Source organism: Mesorhizobium sp. AA23 (assembly GCF_001672435.1).
GTDB lineage: Bacteria > Pseudomonadota > Alphaproteobacteria > Rhizobiales > Rhizobiaceae > Mesorhizobium.
Genome location: NZ_LYTP01000023.1, coordinates 25,336 through 47,761 on the forward strand (window position 1 = coordinate 25,336; position 22,426 = coordinate 47,761).

General features: G+C 63.2%; 12 protein-coding genes and 5 pseudogenes. 15 read left to right on the top strand and 2 right to left on the bottom strand.

Annotation, left to right across the window (positions count from 1 at the left end):
- Nucleotides 1–94 precede the first annotated feature (94 nt).
- Together A9K66_RS16840 and A9K66_RS16845 are read right to left on the bottom strand one after the other, a co-directional pair.
- The gene (locus A9K66_RS16840) at nucleotides 95–1,651 is read right to left on the bottom strand and encodes a hypothetical protein (RefSeq protein ID WP_067325603.1); all 1,557 of its coding nucleotides are present in this window, start codon (nucleotides 1,649–1,651) and stop codon (nucleotides 95–97) included.
- The gene (locus A9K66_RS16845) at nucleotides 1,648–3,573 is read right to left on the bottom strand and encodes a toll/interleukin-1 receptor domain-containing protein (RefSeq protein WP_067325608.1); all 1,926 of its coding nucleotides are present in this window, start codon (nucleotides 3,571–3,573) and stop codon (nucleotides 1,648–1,650) included. The genes A9K66_RS16840 and A9K66_RS16845 overlap by 4 nt, the downstream gene beginning before the upstream one ends.
- 114 nt (nucleotides 3,574–3,687) lie before the next feature.
- Here A9K66_RS16845 and A9K66_RS29630 point away from each other — a divergent pair, with 114 nt between their 5' ends.
- From A9K66_RS29630 to A9K66_RS31225, 15 genes and pseudogenes are all read left to right on the top strand, one after another.
- Nucleotides 3,688–4,224: a metallophosphoesterase gene (locus A9K66_RS29630; RefSeq protein ID WP_082953936.1), complete on the top strand. Its 537-nt coding sequence runs from the start codon at nucleotides 3,688–3,690 to the stop codon at nucleotides 4,222–4,224.
- On the top strand, nucleotides 4,221–7,235 hold the full coding sequence (locus A9K66_RS16855; RefSeq protein WP_156315314.1) for an AAA family ATPase: 3,015 nt from the start codon (nucleotides 4,221–4,223) through the stop codon (nucleotides 7,233–7,235). The genes A9K66_RS29630 and A9K66_RS16855 overlap by 4 nt, the downstream gene beginning before the upstream one ends.
- Nucleotides 7,226–8,830, top strand: a complete 1,605-nt coding sequence (locus A9K66_RS16860; protein WP_067325618.1) for a hypothetical protein — start codon at nucleotides 7,226–7,228, stop codon at nucleotides 8,828–8,830. The genes A9K66_RS16855 and A9K66_RS16860 overlap by 10 nt, the downstream gene beginning before the upstream one ends.
- A 163-nt stretch (nucleotides 8,831–8,993) precedes the next feature.
- A pseudogene (locus A9K66_RS16865) lies at nucleotides 8,994–9,296 on the top strand (integrase); the annotation flags it as partial.
- Nucleotides 9,297–9,735: 439 nt separating this feature from the next.
- A pseudogene (locus A9K66_RS29635) lies at nucleotides 9,736–9,975 on the top strand (IS110 family transposase); the annotation flags it as partial.
- A gap of 1,010 nt (nucleotides 9,976–10,985) precedes the next feature.
- Nucleotides 10,986–12,186, top strand: a pseudogene (locus tag A9K66_RS16875) (cytochrome P450).
- Nucleotides 12,187–12,280: 94 nt separating this feature from the next.
- Complete coding sequence (locus A9K66_RS16880; RefSeq protein ID WP_067325625.1) at nucleotides 12,281–13,570, top strand: cytochrome P450; 1,290 nt, start codon at nucleotides 12,281–12,283, stop codon at nucleotides 13,568–13,570.
- A 1-nt stretch (nucleotide 13,571) separates the two neighbouring features.
- Complete coding sequence (locus A9K66_RS29640; protein WP_082953972.1) at nucleotides 13,572–13,880, top strand: ferredoxin; 309 nt, start codon at nucleotides 13,572–13,574, stop codon at nucleotides 13,878–13,880.
- Nucleotides 13,867–14,699: pseudogene (locus tag A9K66_RS16885) on the top strand (SDR family oxidoreductase). Before A9K66_RS29640 ends, A9K66_RS16885 begins: the two are co-directional and overlap by 14 nt.
- Before the next feature lie 11 nt (nucleotides 14,700–14,710).
- Nucleotides 14,711–16,054: a cytochrome P450 gene (locus A9K66_RS16890; RefSeq protein ID WP_067325629.1), complete on the top strand. Its 1,344-nt coding sequence runs from the start codon at nucleotides 14,711–14,713 to the stop codon at nucleotides 16,052–16,054.
- A 136-nt stretch (nucleotides 16,055–16,190) separates the two neighbouring features.
- The gene (locus tag A9K66_RS16895; protein WP_197093076.1) at nucleotides 16,191–17,198 is read left to right on the top strand and encodes a polyprenyl synthetase family protein; all 1,008 of its coding nucleotides are present in this window, start codon (nucleotides 16,191–16,193) and stop codon (nucleotides 17,196–17,198) included.
- A 298-nt stretch (nucleotides 17,199–17,496) separates the two neighbouring features.
- Nucleotides 17,497–19,047: a hypothetical protein gene (locus A9K66_RS16900; RefSeq protein ID WP_067325632.1), complete on the top strand. Its 1,551-nt coding sequence runs from the start codon at nucleotides 17,497–17,499 to the stop codon at nucleotides 19,045–19,047.
- Nucleotides 19,044–19,946: a hypothetical protein gene (locus A9K66_RS16905; RefSeq protein ID WP_067325635.1), complete on the top strand. Its 903-nt coding sequence runs from the start codon at nucleotides 19,044–19,046 to the stop codon at nucleotides 19,944–19,946. Before A9K66_RS16900 ends, A9K66_RS16905 begins: the two co-directional genes overlap by 4 nt.
- Before the next feature lie 87 nt (nucleotides 19,947–20,033).
- Nucleotides 20,034–21,083 carry a type 2 isopentenyl-diphosphate Delta-isomerase gene (gene fni / locus A9K66_RS16910; RefSeq protein ID WP_067325640.1) on the top strand — a complete coding sequence of 350 codons (1,050 nt, stop codon included), beginning with the start codon at nucleotides 20,034–20,036 and terminating at the stop codon, nucleotides 21,081–21,083.
- A gap of 1,032 nt (nucleotides 21,084–22,115) precedes the next feature.
- Nucleotides 22,116–22,361 (top strand): annotated as a pseudogene (locus A9K66_RS31225) (hypothetical protein); the annotation flags it as partial.
- Nucleotides 22,362–22,426: the final 65 nt, after the last annotated feature.

Below are 22,426 nucleotides of genomic sequence, written 5' to 3' on the forward strand. Positions count from 1 at the left end.
TGCGACACGGGCGGCAGCCAAGCAAAATCCTAGAAACATACCCGCACCCGCACAACACCCGAGCGCTTGCGGCTTTCGAACCTTCAACTCATGTTCAGACGTAGAACTTGAACGGCTGGCGTTTCTCGCCCTTGGCCGACCCCATTGTCAGGACATCGCCGACCATCTTCGCAAAGCGAACGGTGACCGGCAGCCCGTCGTTGAAGTTGCACGAGTTATAGTTGATCTTGGTTAGACCCATTATGTCTTCCAGCACAGTGCTGATTTTCGGTTTGGATTTCTTGGACCGCATCACCGTGATGTGCAGCGGATTGGGCGTCTCGGGCCCAATGTAGGTGTCGAGCTGCGGCACGTAGCCTGTCGTCCACAGATACGCTGTCTGATCGTCGAGCAAGAGCGCTGTGCCGCGCAGCACCGGATAGTCGCCATCCCGAAAGAGCTTGGTCTCGCCCCCTGTTGGTCGGATCCTCACGCCGACGACATTTGTATCTTTCGGCGCGGCCGCGACGAAAGCATCCCACTCTTCATCGTTGAAATAGGTCTGTCCGTGAATGAACAGCTCCTTCGGGGGGCCGCCATGCTCTTCGCTGTAGGTTTTCAGCACGAGCTCAAGCAAGTCCTTAGCCGCCGGCGCCTTGAGATGATACTCATAGTCGCCGGTCTTCCAAGGACCATTGGCACCGCGGAAAACGACGCCGTCACCCTCGTTGAGGAACATCTGAGCGGCGCAGCAGGCATGCCCGTCAGGATCGTTCGGCAGGCTCTTGTAGACCAAGCCGATGTAGCAAACGCCGGGCCGCACGTCCGCCAACCGCCATGGCGGTTTCGGCTGCGTCTTATAGTAGAATCCGGTGGCGAGATTCCATGCGACCGTTGCCGCATCCTGCGTCTTGCGGATGGGGTAGTTGGCCTTGTTGAGGAAGGCGCCGGGCGCGAGCGTCGTCTCGCGCACCAGCTGCGTCGGCGCGATCCTCAGGAACTCGGCCTTGATCCGGCGATGGAAGTCGGGGACATCCTCGAAGATCGCCTCGTCGGACTGATCGATGGCGCCCATGGCGGACAACAGCGGCAGGTTTTCTTTTGCCTTCTGCCGCTTCTTGAAGTCGCCGAGCTCCATGGCAACGCCAATGCGCTTAGATTGCGGCCGGCAGCGCTCATAGACGATATCCGGCAGAACAAGGACCCAGACGTCGATTGATCGCTCGTCGTTGCGGCGATGCTGCTCGACACGATCGATGTAGAGGCGGGCGACCTTGTCGACCGCTTCATTGAGATTGAAGATGCGCGTGGCGCGCTCAATATCCTTCAGCTGGATCGACAGCGCACTGCATTCATCCGGATCGAACGATATCCCGAAGGCCTCCTCGAGCCCGGGGAAGTTCGCCAGATGCAGGCGATCGGCCTTCTCACCCTTTCCGGGCGGTGGAACCGGAACGACGGACTTCAGCTTGCGCGCCCAGGTGCGAAAATGCGCAATGCCGTCGCTGGTGCCGACCACCCCGACACGGATTTCGCGCGTCCTCTTCGCCTTCGCGTGAGGTCCATAGAGGAACAGACCATCCTTCGGGTGAGGACTGCGCTGCGCGTAGGCAAATTCCAGTAGCGGCTCGTCGAAATGTTCAACCTGGAGCGATTTCTCAGGAAATTTCATTCGTCGGCCTCGTCATCATTGTCCGGGCGACCCAAGGTGCTGATGTCGGCTTCTTCCTCCTCGGCATCGAGGATATCGGGAAGTGTTGTGCTCACCGGCGACATGAACAGCATCGGCGCCGCCTCGATAACCAACTCGGCATCCTGCGCAAGCGCCAGGCGGATGTTCGCGCTTTCGCCGGAGAGGAGCTCGAGGAAGGCAAGCATGCGGCCATGCCATTGCTTGTTGCGCCATCCCTTGCACACGCGGCGGCGCAGGCGATGTAACTTCTTGGGATCGTCGATATCGAGCCCGCCCGGCGTGTTGTTGTCGACGGAGAACAACACCCGCGCCTTCAGCTTCAGATGCCAGAACGGCCAAAAATAGGGCATCGCGGTGACGCCAAACTGCCAGATATGCCCCTTCGCGACGTTGCGCAGCATTGAGGACCGCTGATCCCCCTGTCTGCCCCAGGGAATGCGTTGGCCGGTCCGCACCTGGGCGGCAGACGCGTGGAAGCCGGCCGCGTTAGAGTAGTGATATTCGACGAAGCCCTTCGCCCTGCAGAACGAGAACCAGGCCTGTTTGATCATCACAACGACCAAGTTCGATGCGACCCCACGCTCGATGCCAAGCTGCGGGTAACCGTTGTCGACGAAATCCTGCAACGGGATCTCGTGCTTCATCTGAAAACGGCCTGCGGATGCGAACGCGATGTTGATCTCGGTCTGGTCCGCAAAGGTGATGAGGCCGGCGCCCTGCAGGGTGCATGGATACTTGAACTGCTCGATCGCTCGATCAAGCAACCGACTGTTGATCGCTCCAGTGCTCTCGTAGTAGCGAATGACGTCAGGCGCCTCTGCAGCGCGCAGCCAATTCGATGTCAGGCGCTCAGCTTCATCGACGAGCGGGACCGCGCCGCGCCGGCGGGAGATTTCCCAATTCGGATCGATCACGGCGGAACCGCCGGATCGCGGGACCTTCTGCCTTTGCAGGGCATCAAGGAGGCTCGCGACGCCTTCTCCCCAACCGCGGACGAAATCGACCGGCATCGCGTCGCCGAGACCCTTGACCTTTTTCCCCTGCTCGAGACGCAGTGGGATGATGAATCGCGGATCGTCGATTTCCTTAGCCACCTCCAGAGCAATGTCGAGATCGTCCTGCACGTGCTGGTCAGCGAGCGTCGCGTCGCGCCAGAGGAGGAGGACTTTCGCCGCGCGGTACTGCAACGCCTGGTTCATCTGCCGACGCAATTTGTCGCCCGGCTGCAGCGTCAGGATGTCGGCGAAGACCCGATAGCCTTCGGCCTCCAGCTTGGGGCCTAGCCACAGCGCAAATTCGTCGTCAATCCGCGAGGCCTTGAGCAGAAAGATTGTGTCGCGCACCGCTGGCGCGGCAGCGTCAGGCGTGGTTCCTTGCGCCGGCGGCAGCAGATTGGCGAGGACAGGAGGGACCGGCCCTGACTTCCCGAGCGCTTCCTCGAACGCTTCCTTGATCACCGATTTCAGAACGGGGGTGCTTTGCGCCCAAAGCTTCTGATGAGCTTTTTCGATCTCAGGATACTTGCGCAGCAACGCATTGAGATCGCCGGGCCCGAATATGTCGCCGGGGCCTTGCAGAGCCGGCCCAACGATCTCCGTCAACGCCGTCTTGTTTTTTGGCGTGAGTGAAGCTGACGTGACGAGGATATAGCGCGACGGCGCCATATCATCGATGGCTGTGCGCTCGCTCTTCATCTTGGATTTCAGCGCCGAGAAGCCCGACCGGTGGTAGTGCTTCGCCTGCAGCACAATGTCGCCGTCGGCAAGGGCATGTCGCCCATCCATCGCGTCGTCCGGTCCCTCGGGAAAGGCCTCGAAACGCTTGTCGATCTCGCGACCTACGAGGTCGCGGGCCAAATCCTCAAACTCGTTGTGGGACAAACTCGAGAAATCATAAGCCATGCGCCCAGATTGAGTGCCCATTTCGCGGGCAGTCAAGCAACCGAAAGCATAATTGCGTTGTGCCTAACCTTACCAACAAAAAGATAAACGCGCGTTCTCAGGAAATGCGGTCGAATGATCGTTCGCGCTTGGCAAAAGCGAACGGATCAGTCTATGGCTCTCGGTAGGGGGCGAGTTATGCGGCGTGTGCGAATCCTTCAAATAGGCGATATTCACTATCCGGACTGGCATCCTTCCTCTAGCAATATCGATGCCAAGGACAGCAAGTTCGCTCCGAAAATAACGCAGAAGCTGCGCGCGTCTTCGCTGCGCGCCGTCTTGACGAAACTTCGGCGGCTGACGACTTCGAAGCCCCTGGATTCGATCGCCTTCATGGGCGATTTCACGAGCCGTGGCGACAAGACTTTCATTGCTTCGGCATTCCAGCATTTCACGTTGCTCTGCCGCGCACAGGGGCGCAGTTCAAAGGCGCTTCCGTTGATATTCGTACCGGGAAATCACGATGTGAACCGTGATGACTCGCGCGAACTTGGACCGACTGAGAAATTCAGCGAAATGGCGAGTTTAGCCGCCCGCTTCGGTTGGCAAACCGTTCCCGTAGACCAACCCGTGCACTTCAGACTTCCGACAGGATCCGGGCGCCGATTATGACTGATTGTGCATTTCGATTTTTGCTTTGGAATAACGACCAGCCTTATAAGCCATCTCGTTGTTACATTATCGCCGACCCAGAGGTCAACGATCGCAAGCAGTGGCGACTTCAGCTCGATCCTCCCGAAGGGGCGGCTTGGTCCTACGAAATTGACGATGTTAAAGACTGGATGCTGCACGGCAAACCGAAGCGGCAGATCATTTTCGACAGATCGAATCCCAAGACTCCTTTCCGAGATTTGGTACGCGATGAAGTCTTTCGGGAATACCTTCGAAAAATCCTGGAAAATATCCCCGCAGCGTACCAGTCGCGTCGCAAGTATGCTCTCATGCCATCAATTGCCGACGAAGAGTCGAGGACGCGCTACAGGGATGCGATAGAGGCTGCAATTCCGGACGTGACGGTTTTTCCGGAGCCGGAAATGGTCGCGGAGTATTTCCGCCTGATCAAGCGGAACCTGGAGCTTGAGGCGGGTCAAAACAATGTCCTGCTCGTCGTCGATGTCGGCGCCTCGACCGCCAATATGACCCTGATAGTGAGCCGGCGCGACCGCACAATCCTGGACGTGGACACGAAGGGCGCCCAGCGCGACTTGCGTCTGCGAGCGCTGCGCGGGGACAGCGACGATCATGCTGGCCGCTGGGTCGACAAGCGCCTGCTTGGGATGTTGGGTTTGAACGAGTCGGCCGCGATGCTACGCGAAATTGAACAGGCTAAAGTACGGGCCAGTTCAAGCGACGGCCAGGTCCCCCTTGCCAACTCATCGCTGACGATAGACCGCTCCATGTTGGCCGCGGTTTCGACCGAACTCTGGATGGAGTTGCGTCCGCTTTTCGAGAGGTTATGCGAACGGCTTTACGATAATCAGGTCTCCTCGGAGGATGCCCGCCGGAAGAGCGAGGAACGCCGTATCGAACGCGGAGTCACCGCACCCGGCGATGCGCACCGGCTGATCGACACGATCTTGTTAGCGGGCGGAACAAGCCTGTTGCCAGGTTTCGAAGAGGCGATGCTGGCGACCCTTTTTCCTGACGGTCGTCGTCCCGCGGTCCTGCGCGTCGGGAGTTCCTTCGCCGTTGCCGCCGCGGCCGGCGGCCTCGCCCACATCCTGCACAACTACACACCGCCGCGCTTACGCGAATCGCCCGGAGCGAGCAGTGCACTATTCACGGCGCAGCTCGAAGCGACGCTCCCCCATGCGTTGCTGTTGGGTATCAAGCAGACCGCTGAGCGAGAGCAATATGTTACCGTGCTCGACCCGAACGACCCGTTCGTCGACGACGGCGGAACGCGGTCGATTGATGATATGCCTCCTCTCGCCCAAGGTGCTCAACCCAAGACGCGTCTGATTCCCGCCCTCACCGCTGGAGTCGAGGCACGGCGGGGCAGCAAATTCCTGCCGACGCGCGTCAATCAATCGCCTGCCAAGTTTGCGCTGCTTTGGGACCCCGCGAAGGAAAAAGCCTACATCTCTTCCGATCAGGTTAGCCAGACGGGCCACCTCTGGATCGATGCTGGCAAATTGCGTAAGAGGGAGGAGGCTTCCCTCCATCCTTTCGACGAGCCGTTGCCAGCAGACGCGCTAGCGGTGGATGCGGCCGACGACATCATTCTGGATCTCGGCATGTCCAAGATCGTCGCGGTGACAGCCGAACGTGGCTGGGTATCGACACAAGAACTGGAGCGGATCGTCCGGGAAGGGGACCCGTCCGCCACGCGTTTACTATCCGAGAACAACAACAACTACATTGATCCTGATGCCGGCCCTGAGGCAGCGGCTGGGGCAGCGATCGACGATCCGGAGATAGAGGTCACGTACGATAGTAGCGCCCATCCGATCCGGCGGGATGCCCAGGAAACAAGTTTGGACCCGGATGAGAAAAATGCGGCGGAAATATCGAACGATCTAGACGGCGGCGAAGCGAGTTCTGGCGATGACAGTCGGCCTCCGAAACTGGGCGCGGCTGCCGTTGCGACCAAGCAGCCCTCGCCTTCTTCCAAACACCAATCAGAAGCCCGCTCCAACTGGAACAGGCGGGTTGCGGACTCCGAATTTTCTCACGCACTAACGTCGTTACGCGATGTCTTCGCGAGTGAAGCCCCCGAGGTGCGTTTCGACGACATCGTCGTCGCCCTTCTGGCGCTGGCGGTCCGCCCGATCGTGCTACTGGCTGGACCGCCCGGATGTGGAAAGTCGACACTCGTCCGACTGATCGCTCGCATATTGGGCAAGGAACCCGGCGAAAACTTCCACGATGTGGCGGTCCAGGCGCATTGGGCCGATGATGTGGCTCTCTTCGGCAACAATGGCAAACTGGCTGCCCTTCTCACGCAACCGGAGACGGCGCATTTGGTGCTGTTCGACGAGTTCAACCTCACTCGGCCCGAATATTATCTGTCGCGGTTGTTCCACGCATTCGACAGCGGGAGCGGCAAGCTCTCTCACGATCAAAGCATTGCATCGTGCCGGGTCTTTGGGACGCTGAACATCGACGAATCCTCGCGCCCGCCCTCACCGAAGGTCATCGATCGCTGTTTTCTCCTCGAGCTGTCGCAGGTCAGCCACGAAACTGGTGGACAGGCCGACCTAACAATGCCGAGCAAATTCAAAGCGCTTCCGGGTCTGCCGGAAGTTTCGATGACCGGTCCCAATACCGACGAACGGATAGATGGCGTCCTGAGCGCGCTCCATATAGCGGTCCGCGATCACGAACTTCGTCACGATCTGCTTCCGTCGCGCCGCGTCCTTTCCGACATTCGGGCGATGCTTAGCTTGCACCATCGGCTGGATCTCCAAGGCAGAAGCTTGCTGGACAGGAGTGACTTGGTCGACCGCCTCATCGCCAGTCGAATCCTCGTAAAACTTTCGGGCGCCTACGATCAACTTGGGCCTGCGCTCTCTGCCCTTGAGTCTTTTGTCGACGATGTGGAGGAGTTGCCTAGAACGCAGCGTCGTCTCAAACTGGCGCGCCAGCAAGCGCGGCTGGGGTTCGTTTCACCTTGGCAGTGAACCAAACGATCATCGAAGCCGTGCGGGTCAGGGGAGCCGACGGGATCGGCGTCGAATATCCTTGGGACCCCGCGACCTGGTATTTGATCCGCGACGATCATCCCTTTCTGGACATTCTGACTCGGGGCTATCCTGCGCGACCCGCGCACGATGCGACCATTTCGAAACTATCCGAGCCTTGCGAGGACGGCATGCAATGGCAACGATGGGACCTCTCTGAGGAGCTGTCGAGGAAGCGACGGTTTGGTGAGATAAGTGCCGTGCTGAAAGTCCCCAAGGACTGCATGCTCCGCTGCTATGTAATTCCGACGGCACTTCTCAGCTACCGCGATGTGGTCACGATGGTGGAGGACGTCGAGGCGGAATTGGGACTGGCGGCCGCGTGGGACATTTTGGCCGACCGGCCGGACCGAAGCTGGAGCCGTCCGTTGGACAGATCGCGATCGCTGACGCCGTCCGAAACCTTGAATTTGATCGAGGAAGAAGTCCGCGCAGCGAGTTCGATCCGTCGTGATCCGTTCACGGAACTGGGCCCTCCGTCTAGGCTGTACACGCCGCTTGCGGAAAATGCACTCGTGTCGCAATGGGCGATGCGCAGGTCGGGCCAACTTCGCGATCTCACCAAGGTTTTGGAGGGTGGTCTTGAGGTCGCAAAAGCCAAGAGCGCTCTGAACAATCCTGAAAAACGCCAAGAAAGAATCGATGCGGAAATGGATCGGCTGAACTCGATCCTGCTGCGATCAGGTGAACTAATTACCCTTCTGGCCCGCTTCGTCGACGACGTAGAACTTGGCACCCAAATATACCCGAGTCCGCTCTTCCAGCGCGATCACCGGCTTCGATTGCTGCTGCGCGTCTTCGCACCGAACCCGTCCGAAGCGATCGCCGAGATCGAGTCGGTGAGATCAAGTTATCCGCCACTCATCCTCAACCATCTTTGGGAGCTTTGGGGCGTCGTCTGGATCGCCAGGGAACTTCGGAACCTCGGATTTTCCGGCATATGTTCGGTCGAGGCGATCGAAACTGTGAAGCGATGCTCCTGGCATCTCACGAGGGACGGGGTCACTATTGAGCTCGATTTCGAGGCTGAGCCCGCTTTCATCGACTATGACCACATCCCGCCGCTTCATGAGCGCGCCGTTCCCGCGCTGGAATGGGCAGCACGCCACCAAAAAATCGATGCCGAGCGTCCGTTTCTGGGAGTGGAACTAAAATGTTCGCCTGACTACCTGATTCGGATCACGACGCCGACTAATAAGGCGCTTTTGGTCGGGGATGCCTGCCTGACGAGTCCCGAGCATCATGGCAAGAAGGGCGATAAAACGGCTTCGAAACCCTACACAGTGGAAAAATACAGGAGAACGATTGGCTGGGCTGTCGGCGATCAGTTGATCAGATGCCATCCAATGGGTGGTTTCGTAATATTTCCGCCCCCCGCTCATGAGTGGACCGAGTTCGAGGCAATGCCAGGCGCAAGTGATTGCATGCTTCTTTCTCCGAGCCCCCAAGGCGATGTGGAGGCAAGCCGTCGACTAAAGATCCTCCTTAGGTCCATCGTTCCAGAACTTGGCGCCCCGAGCAGCACTACCCAATAATCTACGGTCTGAACCGCATTAGGCAGTTTCGATCGATGATCCCCCGCGTCGCCAATGTCTGTTCACGAGGCTACGCGCCTAAGAGCTGCCAGTCCTCTAAACGGCCCCCTCGCCACTGCTTCGCGGTTCTCTTCCGTCAAAACGGCCAAAGGAGAACCGAAAAATGGGTATTTCACAATACGATCCAGGAGCTCTAGGACGCCCTGCTTGGAACGCTGGTCGGAAGGTCGGCGTCAAGAAGCCGCTGAAACAACGGCAGATATGGGCGATCCGCTTTTTCCTCGACAGAGAAGGGCGCATGAGAGATCGGGCGCTGTTCGATCTGGCAATCGACAGCAAGCTGCGGGGCTGCGATTTGGTGAAGATCAGGATCGGGACGCTGGTCACTGGCCCGGAAATCCGAACGCGGGCCATGGTCGTTCAACAGAAGACCAGACGACCCGTGCAATTCGAGATTACAGCCGACGCGGGAGGACTGCGTGAGGATCGGCGCCGAACACAACGTTGAGGGAGCCGACGCCTACGAAGCGATTGTTATCTACGGTGGGAACACCTCGCTTCGCGCGCTTTGCCACCTCCTCCAGAACTGCGCTGCCGTTACCAATGGCGTTGGCAGCATTCGTCTTTCTCGGATCGAGACCACGCTTCGTGTCATGTCGTGCGGCAGCGATGCGCTCAAGCTTTTGCACGAGCGCGGCGACGACCCCCGAAGATCGGCTTAATTCCGGACAGCGACAGATAATTCCGGACTGCACAGAACTTGGGGCTGTTGGGCGCCAGCATGCCGGACAAGCCACCACAAGAGGGCTTAATCGACTCGAATCTGCGATTTTGGCAACTTGCGGACAATCCGAGAACTTCGAGGCTTGTTCTCCTTGCTTGGGGAGCATAGCGACGCTTTCCTCGGCAAAGCGAAGGCGGGCAATCCCCGTTTGCGCGCCATTGCCGTCGAAATGGCCCTGGCTCTGGCTGCGGCACCAGCCCGGTTCGGCGCTTGCACGCTGGTATCACGAGAGAGTCCGCCCGTTCGGCCCACGCACAAGGAAAGTCACGATCGTCGCTCTGGCGCGCAAACTGCTTGTCGCTATGTGGAAGTACGTGACCGGGGTGTCGTGATCGAGGGCGCCGGAATGAAGGCCGCCTGACCGCTACGGAGTAGCCATCCAGTTGCCGAGACCTCTGGGCTTACGGGCCAGCCTTGGCCGCCGCTTCGTGCTCGCGCACCGCGCGATCTGCCGGACTCTACCCCAACTGGAGGAAGTTACTGGTGACAGTCAATAGGCCAATGATCAGTCTGCCGCGACCACTTTCACCCCTGGCCGCACGGCCGTTTCGCCGTCAATTACCAGGTAGGCCGGCTCCGGGAATTCGCGCGTACGGATCTCTGCGGGGCCTAGCAAATCGGCGTTCCTTCCGCGATTTTGTGCCCAAAGACCCGATAACGAGGCACGTAGCAAGCACGTGAACCCCTGAGCCAACCAGGAGGCCCCCTATAGGTCAATATGGTCAGCTGGCCATCATTCCATGACAGGACAACTGATAAAAGAAGGTGTCGCCGGTTCTGGCGTCTGACGATCGTATACTATCCGACACTGTTCTGTCGCTTTTGTTGGGTCCGCGACACCGGTCTTTTTCGCCGAGCTCTTGTGTGGGCCTCACGCTAATCCGCTGAAAAGCAATCACAATGTTTTTTCTTCTGCTGGGTCGGCCAAATTGGCACGAGTTTTGAAACTCCTTCGTTGGGAGCCCGGGAGCCGCCGACCGACCTTCATTTCGTGGATGACACCGCGATCGATGGAACGAAGAAAGAAAAGCAAATGTCAAATCCGCATCAGATAGCATTCTATGGCAAGGCGGCCCCGGCGAGACCGCCTCGTACCCAAACAGGCGCCGCCCTTGTCGACCCTTGCGCAGGAAATATTGACGGCCGGCTGCGACTCAAAGGCCGGCCCACCACACTCGCTTTATCCTGACTTCAAAGGCGCAGGATAAAGTTCTGCACTCTCGCCCCGCGCGGTATGCCTGGACAGTTATACGTTGGCCAATCTTATAATCGAGCCGGCTACGCCGCGGAGGACGTCTACATGCCGTCCTACGTCATTCGCTGCCCGCAGCGCCTTCCGCCCTTCCATCGCTTAGAGAGTGAAGTGCCACCATGTCCGAACACCCCTTGCCGACGCTGCCGATGTGGCGCGTCGATCACATCGAGCCCTCGCCCGAGATGTTGGCGCTACGCGCCAACGGTCCGATCCACCGCGTGCGCTTCCCGTCCGGGCACGAAGGCTGGTGGGTGACAGGCTACGACGAGGCCAAGGCGGCGCTGTCCGACGCGGCGTTCCGGCCCGCGGGAATGCCGCCGGCGGCATTCACCCCGGATTCGGTGATTCTCCGTTCGCCGGGGTGGCTGGTCTCGCACGAGGGGGGCGAGCACGACCGGTTACGCACGATCGTGGCGCCGGCCTTCAGCAACCGAAGGGTGAAGCTGCTCGCGCAGCAGGTCGAGGCGATCGCCGCGCAGTTGTTCGAGACGTTAGCTGTCCAGCCCCAGCCCGCCGACCTGAGGCGCCACTTCTCCTTTCCGCTTCCGGCCATGGTCATCAGCGCGCTGATTGGCGTGCTCTATGAGGATCACGCCTTTTTCGCCGGGCTGTCCGACGAGGTGATGACGCACCAGCATGAAAGCGGTCCGCGCAGCGCGGCTCGCCTGGCCTGGGAAGAACTGCGCGCCTACATTCGCGGCAAGATGTGGGACAAGCGCCAGGATCCGGGCGACAACCTGCTGCCGGATCTGCTCTCGGCGGTCGACCAGGGCAAGGCGACCGAGGAAGAGGCGATCGGCCTGGCGGCGGGCATGCTGGTGGCGGGGTCACGAGAGCACCGTCGCGCAGATCGAATTCGGCCTGCTGGCCATGTTCCGCCATCCGCAACAGCGCGAACGCCTGGTCGGCGATCCACTGGTGGACAAGGCGGTGGAGGAAATCCTGCGCATGTACCCGCCGGGCGCGGGCTGGGACGGCATCATGCGCTATCCGAGGACCGACATGACTATCGCGGGCGTGCATATTCCCGCGGAGAGCAAGGTGCTCGTCGGCCTGCCGGCGACGTCGTTCGATCCGCGCCATTTCGACGACCCGGAAATCTTCGATATCGGACGCGACGAAAATCCGCACCTGACGTTCTCGCACGGGCCGCACTACTGCATCGGCATGGCGCTGGCCAGGCTGGAACTCAAGGTGGTGTTCGGTTCGATCTTCCAGCGCTTTCCCGCGCTGCGCCTGGCCGTGGCGCCCGAAGCGCTGAAGTTGCGCAAGGAGATCATCACTGGCGGGTTCGAGGAGTTCCCGGTGCTCTGGTGATGCACGGACGCCGCCGGGAATCGCGATCTTCTCCGCAACTTGCCGGCGCCCCTGGCGCGCGCCGGTCAGATCAGCCAGCCAACAGGTAACCAAGATGGACGTGCAAGAAACCATGGCAGCATGCCGGGACGCCTTCGCCGAACTGGCGTCGCCAGCGTGCATCCACGACCCGTATCTGTTCATGCGGTGGTTGCGCGAGCACCATCCGGTGCATCGCGCGGCGTCGGGCCTCTTTCTGTTGAGCCGCCACGCCGACATCTACTGGGCGCTCAAGGCCACGGGCGATGCGTTTCGGGGACCGGCTCCGGGCGAACTGGCGCGCTATTTCCCGCGTGCGGCGACCAGCCTGTCGCTCAATCTAATGGCGTCCACGATAGCGATGAAGGACCCACCGACGCATACGCGTCTGCGCCGGCTGATCTCTCGCGATTTCACCATGCGCCAGATCGACAACCTGCGGCCGAGCATCGCGCGCATCGTCGCAGCGCGCCTGGACGGCATGGCGCCCGCGCTGGAGCGCGGGGAGGCGGTGGACCTGCATCGGGAATTCGCGCTGGCCTTGCCCATGCTGGTCTTCGCCGAACTGTTCGGCCTGCCCCAGGACGACATGTTCGGGCTCGCCGCCGGCATCGGCGCCATTGTGGAAGGCCTGAGCCCGCACGCCAGCGATCCCCAGCTCGCCGCGGCGGACGCAGGCAGCGCCAGGGTGCAGGCCTACTTCGGCGACCTCATACAGCGCAAGCGCACCGATCCCCGCCATGACATGGTGTCGATGCTGGTCGGCGCACACGACGACGATGCCGACACGCTGTCGGATGCGGAGTTGATCAGCATGCTGTGGGGCATGCTGCTGGGCGGCTTCACCACCACTGCTGCGACCATCGACCATGCGGTCCTGGCGATGCTGGCGTATCCCGAACAGCGGCACTGGCTGCAGGGAGACGCCGTGGGGGTGAAGGCATTCGTCGAAGAAGTCCTGCGCCGCGACGCGCCCGTCCTGTTCAGCGCCACTCCGCGTATCGCCCAGCGCGACATCGAACTGGGCGGCGTGGTGATCCCGAAGAACGCGGACGTTCGCGTGCTGATCGCGGCCGGCAATCGCGACCCGGACGCCTTCGCCGATCCCGACCGCTTCGATCCCGCGCGGTTCTACGGCACCAATCCTGGCATGTCGACCGACGGGAAGATAATGCTGAGCTTCGGCCACGGCATCCACTTCTGCCCCGGTGCGCAACTGGCCCGGATGCAGTTGGCCGAGAGCCTGCCGCGGATCCAGGCACGCTTCCCCACGCTGGCATTGGCCGAGCAGCCGACCCGGGAGCCCTCCGCGTTCCTTCGGATGTTTCGCGCGCTGCCGGTGCGGCTGGATGCGCAGGGGAGCTGAGATGCGCGTCGTGGTCGACCAGGATCTGTGCGGAACTACCGGGCAGTGCGCGCTGACGCTGCCGGGCACCTTTCGCCAGCGCGAACTGGATGGAGTGGCCGAAATGTGCGTGGCGACGGTTCCGCAGGCGCTACACGCCGCCGTGCGGCTCGCGGCCAGCCAGTGCCCGGTCGCCGCCATTCGGGTCATCGAAAGCGAAGCTGGCGATGAGGAGCGCGCCAGCGCCGACCCTGCGCCTTCTCCGGCGGAGGCCGAGCGGCATGCCGCGAAAGACCAACGCAATCCAGGGCGACACGATGGGGCGGTTTGAAGGCAAGGTGGCCGTGGTGACCGGCGCCGGCGCCGGCATCGGCAAGGCTTGCGCCCTCGCCATCGCGCGCGAGGGCGGCAGAGTGGTGGTGGCCGACATTGATGGCTCCACGGCCATCGCCTGCACCGCGCAGATCGCGGCCGAAGCGGGTCACGCGCTGGCCCTTGCCATGGACATCGCCGATGCGCAGGCGGTGGCAGCGCTGTTCGAGACGGCGGAGCGGCACTTCGGTGGGGTCGACCTGCTGGTGAACAACGCGAGTGCCATGCATCCGACCCCGCGCGACTGCGCGATCCTCGACCTGGACCTGGCGGTCTGGGATCAGACCATGGCGACCAATCTGCGCGGCACGCTGCTCTGCTGCCGACAGGCCATCCCAGGGATGATCGCCCGCGGCGGTGGCGCGATCGTCAACATGTCGTCGTGCCAGGGCTCAGCGGTGGCACCGCGCAGACGTCCTACGCCGCGTCGAAGGCAGCGATGAACATGTTGTCGGTTTCGCTCGCCACCCAGTACGGTCATGCGCAGATCCGCTGCAACGCGGTTGCGCAGGGTCTCATCATGACCGAGCGTCTCCTCGCCAAGCTGGACGAGTGCATGCAACGGCATTTGCGCCGGCACCAGCTCCTGCCGCGCGTCGGCCGCCCCGACGACGTGGCCGCGCTGGTGGCGTTCCTGCTCTCCGACGATGCTGCATTCATTACCGGCCAGGTCGTGTGCATCGACGGCGGCATGCTGGCGCATGTGCCGACGTATGCCGACGGTGGCAACAACCGCGCCGCGCGGCCTGCCGGCGGCCTCGCCGAAGCGGCCGCGTAGCAGCGCTGCTGATGGACATGCTGCTCAACCCCCTGGACCGTCGGCGCCGGCTGCGGCACGACATCCCGGTCATGCCCGGCGCTTTCCCCCTGGTCGGGCATCTTCCCGCCATCGTCTGCGACCTGCCGCGCCTGCTGCGGCGCGCGGAACGGACGCTGGGCAGCCACTTCTGGCTGGATTTCGGCCCTGCCGGCCACCTGATGACCTGCGTGCATCCGGATGCGTTCGCACTGCTCCGGCACAAGGACGTGTCCTCGGCGCTAATAGAAGAGATCGCGCCCGAATTGCTTGGCGGAACGTTGGTCGCCAAGGACGGCGGCGCGCACCGGCAGGCGCGCGATGCGATCAAGGCGGCGTTCCTGCCCAAGGGGCTGACCCAGGCCGGCATCGGCAACCTGTTCGCGCCCGTCATCCGAGCGCGGGTGCAGGCGTGGCGCGATCGCGGCGACGTAACCATCCTGCGCGAAACCGGCGACCTGATGCTCAAGCTCATCTTCAGCCTAATGGGAATCCCCGCGCAGGACCTGCCGAGATGGCATCGCAAGTACCGGCAACTGGTGCAGTTGATCGTCGCGCCCCCGATCGACCTGCCCGGACTGCCCTTGCGGCGCGGCCGCGCCGCCCGCGACTGGATCGACGCGCAGTTGCGCCAGTTCGTCCGCGACGCGCGCGCGCATGCCGCGCGCACCGGGTTGATCAAGGACATGGTGAGCGCCTTCGATCGCAGCGACGATGCGCTCTCCGATGACGTCCTGGTCGCCAATATCCGCTTGCTGCTGCTTGGCGGTCACGAGACCACCGCCTCGACGATGGCCTGGATGGTGATCGAGCTGGCGCGGCAGCCTGTGCTATGGGACGCCCTGGTCGAAGAGGCGCAACGCGTGGGCGCGGTGCCGACCCGGCACGCGGACCTGGCGCAGTGTCCGGTCGCCGAGGCGCTGTTCCGCGAGACGCTGCGCCTGCATCCGGCGGTCACGCTCCTGCCGCGTCGCGCGCTGCAGGAATTGCAACTCGGCCAACGGCGCATTCCCGCGGGCACCCATCTGTGCATCCCGCTGCTGCATTACTCGACCTCGGCGCTGCTGCACGAGGCGCCTGATCAGTTCCGCCTGGCGCGGTGGCTTGAACGCACGGAGCCGATCCGGCCGGTGGACATGCTGCAGTTCGGTACCGGCCCACACGTCTGCATCGGCTACCACTTGGTATGGCTGGAAATGGTGCAGTTCTGCATCGCCTTGGCGCTGACCATGCACGAGGCCGGGGTGCGGCCGCGGTTGCTGAGCGGCGTCGAAAAAGGCCGGCGCTATTACCCGACCGCACATCCGTCCATGACAGTCCGCATCGGATTCTCATGAGCTGGCATCCCATGCCCCGTGTGGCGAGGCAGTGGCGCCGGCGACGCGCAGCATTGCTGCACTCGGCGCAAGCGCTCAGCGCCGGCAACACCGCGGCGGCTCGACGCTCGCAGTGGCCGTGTCAGGTACAAGGACTATGAACAACATGCATACCGGTTCCACGCTACACGACGACCGAACGGGCGTTTCCGCGCTCGGCGGATTGGGCGCGCAGGCGCGCGGCGCATCCGGCAGGCTGCTGCCGGAGATCTGGATGCAGGATGGCGCAAAGCGGGTCGAACAGGCGCTGGCGCGTCTTCTCTGCGCCGAAGATCACAGTGAGACCGAGCTGATGGCGGCGATGCGCTACGCCACCTTGCACGGCGGGAAGCGCACCCGCGCCTTGCTCTGTCTGGCTGCCGGCGCACTGGCCGACACGCCGGCGCACATGCTCGATGACGTCGGAGCCGCCATCGAGATGATGCACGCCTGTACCCTGGTCCACGACGACCTGCCCGCGATGGACGACGACGTGCTTCGGCGCGGCCTTCCGACCGTGCACGTCAACTTCGGCGAAGCCACTGCGATCCTGGTCGGCGATGCGCTGCAGGCGCACGCCTTCCTGACCCTGGCGAGCCTGGATGCGCCGGGCAACAACCGTATAGCGCTCGTGCGCGAACTGGCGCAGGCGGTGTCCGCCGAGGGTGCCGCAGGCGGGCAGGCCATGGATCTGTCGCTGGTCGGAAAGCACGTCGAGTTGGACAGGATCGTGGCGATGCACCGGAAGAAGAGCGGAGCGCTAGTACGCGCGTCCGTTCGCATGGGCGCGCTATGCGCCATCGCGGAGGATACCGCGCACGCTGCGCTGTACTGTGCGCTCGATCGCTACAGCGCCTGTTTCGGCCTCGCGTTGCAGGTGGTCGACGACCTTCTCGACGCGACAGCCGATGCCGCGACGCTGGGCAAGACCCCCGGCAAGGACGCGGCGGCGCAGAAGCCGACCTGCGCGTCAATCATGGGGCTGCAGGCAGCGCGCCAGTTCGCGCTGGATCTGTTGCGCGACGCCGGGGAGGCCATCGCCCCGCTGGGGTCGCGTGCGGAACGGTTGGCGCAGATGCTGCAGCGGGCCAAAGCGTATCTCTTCAAGCACGCGCCGGGCGCATGAGCGCGCCCGTCCGCATGGAGTCGCCCCTGTGCCGCTGCGATCGGCCCGGCGGCAGCGGTGCATGCTGCCTGTGTCCGAGTCCTCGGCGCCGATCAGCGGTTGCCCAGCACGGCCGCGGCGCACGGGCGCGCTGCGCGCAAGCCTATGCGGTAGAACGGCTCCAGCGTCGGGGCGCGTCGCCGCGCCGGAGCAGGGCGGCCGTCCGGCGCTGCACATGCGCCGGGACGCGACGGGGCTGCGGCCAGGTGCGCGGCGTCTGCCCAATCCTCGTCAACCGTTTGCAGAAGGACCATCCCGCGTGAACGCGCCGTCCGAACAGATCCTTTCCGAATTGCGCCACCTGCTGAGCGAGATGAGCGACGGCGGCAGCGTCGGTCCGTCCGTCTACGACACGGCGCGAGCTCTGCATTTCCACGGCAACGTCACCGGTCGGCAGGACGCATACGCCTGGCTGATCGCGCAGCAACAGGCCGATGGCGGATGGGGAAGCGCGGATTTCCCGCTGTTTCGCCATGCGCCCACGTGGGCGGCGTTGCTGGCATTGCAGCGCGCCGACCCTCTTCCCGGCGTTGCCGACGCAGTCCAGGCTGCAACCCGGTTCCTCGAGCGCCAGCCCGATCCCTACGCGCATGCGGTGCCGGAAGATGCGCCGATCGGCGCGGAGCTGATTCTGCCGCAGTTGTGCGGCGAGGCTTCCTCCCTGCTGGGCGGCGTGGCGTTTCCGCGCCACCTGGCGCTGTTGCCGTTGCGGCAAGCCTGCCTGGTCAAGCTGGGGGCGGTGGCGACGTTGCCGAGCGGCCATCCGTTGCTGCACTCCTGGGAAGCCTGGGGGACGTCGCCGACCACCGCATGCCCGGATGAAGACGGCAGCATCGGCATCAGTCCGGCGGCCACCGCCGCGTGGCGTGCGCAGGCCGTGACACAGGGGAGCAGGCCGCAGGTCGGGTGCGCCGACGCGTATCTGCAGGCGGCATCGCGGGCGACGCGCAGCGGCATCGAAGGTGTCGTTCCCAGCGTCTGGCCGATCAATGTGTTCGAGCCATGCTGGTCGCTGTACACCCTGCATCTGGCCGGGCTATTCGCGCATCCCGCGCTCGCCGAGGCGGTGCGCGTGATCGTCGCGCAGCTCGACGCCCGCTTGGGCGTGCGCGGTCTGGGCCCGGCCTTGCACTTCGCGGCCGATGCGGACGACACCGCCGTTGCGTTGTGCGTCCTGCGCCTTGCAGGCCGCGACCCGGCGGTTGATGCGTTGCGCCATTTCGAAATCGGCGAGCTATTCGTCACCTTCCCCGGCGAGCGCAATGCTTCGGTGTCGACCAACATCCATGCCCTGCATGCGTTGCGACTGTTGGGAAAGCCCGCCGCCGGCACCAGCGCCTACGTCGAGGCCAATCGCAACCCGCACGGCCTATGGGACAACGAAAAATGGCACGTTTCTTGGCTGTATCCCACCGCGCATGCGGTCGCTGCGCTGGCGCAAGGCAAGCCCCAGTGGCGCGACGAGCGCGCGCTGGCGGCGCTGCTGCAGGCGCAGCGCGACGACGGCGGCTGGGGCGCCGGTCGCGCGTCCACATTCGAGGAAACCGCCTATGCGCTGTTCGCGTTGCACGTGATGGACGGGAGTGAAGAGCCGACAGGGCGCCGGCGCATCGCGCAGGCTGTGGCGCATGCGCTGGAGTGGATGCTCGCCCGCCATGCGGCGCATGCATTGCCGCAGATGCCGCTGTGGATCGGCAAGGAACTGTATTGCCCCACCCGGGTTGTGCGCGTGGCCGAACTCGCCGGGTTGTGGCTGGCGCTTCGTTGGGGGCGGCGCGTCCTGGCCGAGGGAGTAGGAGCGGCGCCATGATCCAGACCGAACGCGCGCTGCAGCAGGTGCTGGAGTGGGGGCGTTCCCTGATCGGGTTCGCCGACGAGCATGCCGTGGAAGCGGTCAGGGGCGGCCAGTACATCCTGCAGCGCATCGACCCGAGCCTGCGCGACACCGGCGCCCGCACTGGTCGCGATCCGCAGGACGAAACACTGATCGTGGCGTTCTACCGCGAACTGGCGCTGCTGTTTTGGCTCGACGATTGCAACGACCTTGGCCTGATCGCGCCAGAGCAGCTCGCCGCGGTGGAGCAGGCGCTGGGGCAGGGCGTGCCGTGCGCACTCCCCGGATTCGAGGGCTGCGCTGTGCTAAGCGCTTCGCTGGCCGCGCTCGCCTACGATCGTCGCGACTATGCTCAGCTTCTCGACGATACCCGGTGCTACTGCGCGGCGCTGCGCGCCGGAGGCGCGCAGGCGGCAGGGGCGGAACGCTGGTCCTACGCCGAGTACCTGCACAACGGCATCGATTCGATCGCCTACAGGAACGTTTTGTGTTGCCTGTCGTTGTTGTGGGGGCTGGACATGGCGACTTTGCGCGCGCGTCCGGCGTTTCGCCAGGCCCTGCGGCTCATCTCCGCGATAGGGCGCCTGCAGAACGATCTGCATGGACGCGACAAGGACAGGTCGGCCGGCGAGGCCGACAACGCGGCGATCCTGCTGCTGCAGCGCTATCCGGCTATGCCTGTGGTGAAGTTCCTCAACGACGAGTTGGCCGGCCATACGCGCATGCTGCACCGAGTGATGGCGGAAGCACGCTTTCCCGCACCGTGGGGACCGTTGATCGAAGCCATGGCGGCCATCCGCGCGCAGTTCTACCAGACCTCGGCCACCCGCTACCGCAGGGACACTGCGGGGGGAGGCCAGCATGGGCCGGCTTGAACGCGCGGGAGGCGGCGGCCTGTGCATGCTGCCGTCGGTCCGATCCGACACAACGCGCCGTCGCCAGATGCGACGCATGGAGCGAGCATGAACGACACCGTCCTGAGCCGGCGCAAGGACGACCATCTTGGCATCGTGCTGGATCGGCGAACGGCGCCGGCCACGGTCGCCGCCGGCTGGGAGTGTATCCGTTTCGAACACTGCGCATTGCCCGAGTTGGACCTGACGCAGATCGACCTGCGCGCCTCGCTGCTGGGCAGGACCATGCGCGCGCCGCTGCTGATCAGCTCCATGACCGGCGGCATGCCGCGCGCCGACGCCATCAACCGGCATCTGAGCGAGGCAGCGCAAGCCTTAGGGATCGCCATGTGCGTCGGTTCGCAGCGCGTGAGCCTGCAATCCCGCAACTCCCAGGGGCTGACGCGCGCGCTGCGCCGCCTGGCCCCAGACATCCCGTTGCTGGCCAATATCGGCGCCGCGCAATTGCGCGAGGCCGACGGCCTAGACTTGGCGCGCCGGGCGGTGGATGCGCTGGAGGCCGATGCACTCATCGTTCATCTCAATCCGCTGCAGGAGGCGGTACAGCCGGAGGGCGACCGCGACTGGCGCGGCGTCCTGGCGCAGATCGCTCGCGCCGCGCGCAGCGTGGGCGTGCCGATCGTGGCCAAGGAAGTGGGGTCGGGCCTGTCCGCCTCGGTGGCTTCTGCGCTCGTCGAGGCGGGCGTGGCGGTGATCGATGTCGCCGGCGCCGGCGGCACCAGTTGGGCCGCGGTGGAGGGCGAGCGCGCCCGCGATGCCGCCGACCGTGCAGTGGCGATGGCGTTCGCCGATTGGGGGATTCCGACCCCTGCAAGCGTGCAGGCGGTACGTCGGGCGCTGCCAACGGTGAAGCTGATCGCGTCGGGCGGTATCCGCGACGGCGGCGACGTGGCCAAGGCCATCCGCCTGGGCGCGGACTTCGCCGGGCAGGCGGCCGGCGTGCTGCGCGCGGCGACGGTGTCCACCGAGGCGGTTGTCGCGCATTTCGAGATCGTCATCCGCCAGTTGGCAGTCGCGTGCTTCTGCACCGGCTCGGCTGATCTGGCGGCGTTGCGTCAAGCGCCGTTGTTGCCCTCGGCGCATCTGCCCGCCGGTTAATGCGTGGCGTCGTCCGCACGTGGCGACGGGCGCCTAGCAGGCTGCTGAATACCTAACCAACGATAGACTACTGATCCACCTCGGCGAGGCGGTTCGATGCGCGGGAGCTCGTGATCACCAGGCGGGAAGTCGATGTTCGGGGACAGCAATAGGATCGAACCGTCTCGTCACGCATGGCGGGACGATCGCTCCAGAGGAAGCATTCGGTTCTGCCACACAGCATTGGCCAGGCAAAATAGCTTGCGTTGCGCAGATAAAATGCCCTGATCCTGCCATTCCTCCATGGACACGTGGGCGGGGAGAGATCTCTTACAACCGGCAGCGAAGGGAGGTTCAGCCCAATGAGCGGGGTAGCGCATAAAGAAGTAATCCGGTGTCATCGGCGACCGCCGCTGACCTGTTCGATGCACTTGCACACAGCACAATTGCGTTTTCGCGCCGCAACCCCGAGGCGAGCTTGTAATTTTTCGCTTTTGCTGGGTTTGACTCCAGGGTCCGAGATATGAACCGGTTGTCCTAAGAATGCTACAAATTTCTGACAAGCTTACGCCGGCCAGGGGCGCTGCGTCTTTAACTGGGCTGATGTTCACGCTTCGTGCTTCTAAAGTCAAGGCTTCCGCCAAAGATGACCGCCGATGCTAAAAGGCCTTGCTCGCCGGCGGCGTTCGGAAAAGCCATAATCCGGCTTTTGCCTTTCGATTGTCCGACCGCGTCACTTCGATTGTTATGGGCCGAATAGACCGATTTCCCTTCGCTTTGGCCTTGTCTTCCCCCGCAGCATCTCCGTTTGGCCTTCAGCACGTTTCCGCCCGCGCTTGCCCTGTATCGGGGTAGGAGCTATCGCTTCCGGTGGATCCAGCATGCCCGGCAGGTGCACAGGATATGCCTGAAAGAGTTGGTCGATAGTCACGATCTGAATTCTTTGAACCTTCTATGATGTGGGGCCGCATCGGAAGGTGAAGTAGCGGCTTCGCGCACCATTGGTCCGGTCGGCGGATTGACACAGACAAATACGCCAATCTCCGCATCTGCTACCGGGCTGGGCTTCGCGTCGCCACCACTCTCGCCGAGTCGGCGGTGAACCCAGTCGTCGGGAAACGTATGGTCAAGAAGCAGCAGATGCGCTGGTCGCTTCACTGTGCGCATATGCTCATACAGGTCCGGGCAGCGGAGATTAACGGCGAACTTCTTAACCGGCTGCGGGCGCCTTTCCGACAGCCAGAACTGAACATGCCTCCAATATTCAGGCCCAAAACGCCTCTTCTACGCGCCGCCTGACCCCGGAGAAATTACTGGTCTCGATTGAGGCGTCGGCCTCTACACGTCTAATCCCTGGCCTCCAC

What these genes read in the sequence shown, in the direction of transcription:
- A9K66_RS16855 (WP_156315314.1), top strand. Translation starts at nt 4,221, where the DNA reads ATGACTGATTGTGCATTTCGATTTTTGCTTTGGAATAACGACCAGCCT.
- A9K66_RS16845 (WP_067325608.1), bottom strand. Translation starts at nt 3,573, where the DNA reads ATGGCTTATGATTTCTCGAGTTTGTCCCACAACGAGTTTGAGGATTTG.
- A9K66_RS16890 (WP_067325629.1), top strand. Translation starts at nt 14,711, where the DNA reads ATGGACATGCTGCTCAACCCCCTGGACCGTCGGCGCCGGCTGCGGCAC.
- fni (WP_067325640.1), top strand. Translation starts at nt 20,034, where the DNA reads ATGAACGACACCGTCCTGAGCCGGCGCAAGGACGACCATCTTGGCATC.
- A9K66_RS16880 (WP_067325625.1), top strand. Translation starts at nt 12,281, where the DNA reads ATGGACGTGCAAGAAACCATGGCAGCATGCCGGGACGCCTTCGCCGAA.
- A9K66_RS29630 (WP_082953936.1), top strand. Translation starts at nt 3,688, where the DNA reads ATGATCGTTCGCGCTTGGCAAAAGCGAACGGATCAGTCTATGGCTCTC.
- A9K66_RS16905 (WP_067325635.1), top strand. Translation starts at nt 19,044, where the DNA reads ATGATCCAGACCGAACGCGCGCTGCAGCAGGTGCTGGAGTGGGGGCGT.
- A9K66_RS29640 (WP_082953972.1), top strand. Translation starts at nt 13,572, where the DNA reads ATGCGCGTCGTGGTCGACCAGGATCTGTGCGGAACTACCGGGCAGTGC.
- A9K66_RS16895 (WP_197093076.1), top strand. Translation starts at nt 16,191, where the DNA reads ATGAACAACATGCATACCGGTTCCACGCTACACGACGACCGAACGGGC.
- A9K66_RS16840 (WP_067325603.1), bottom strand. Translation starts at nt 1,651, where the DNA reads ATGAAATTTCCTGAGAAATCGCTCCAGGTTGAACATTTCGACGAGCCG.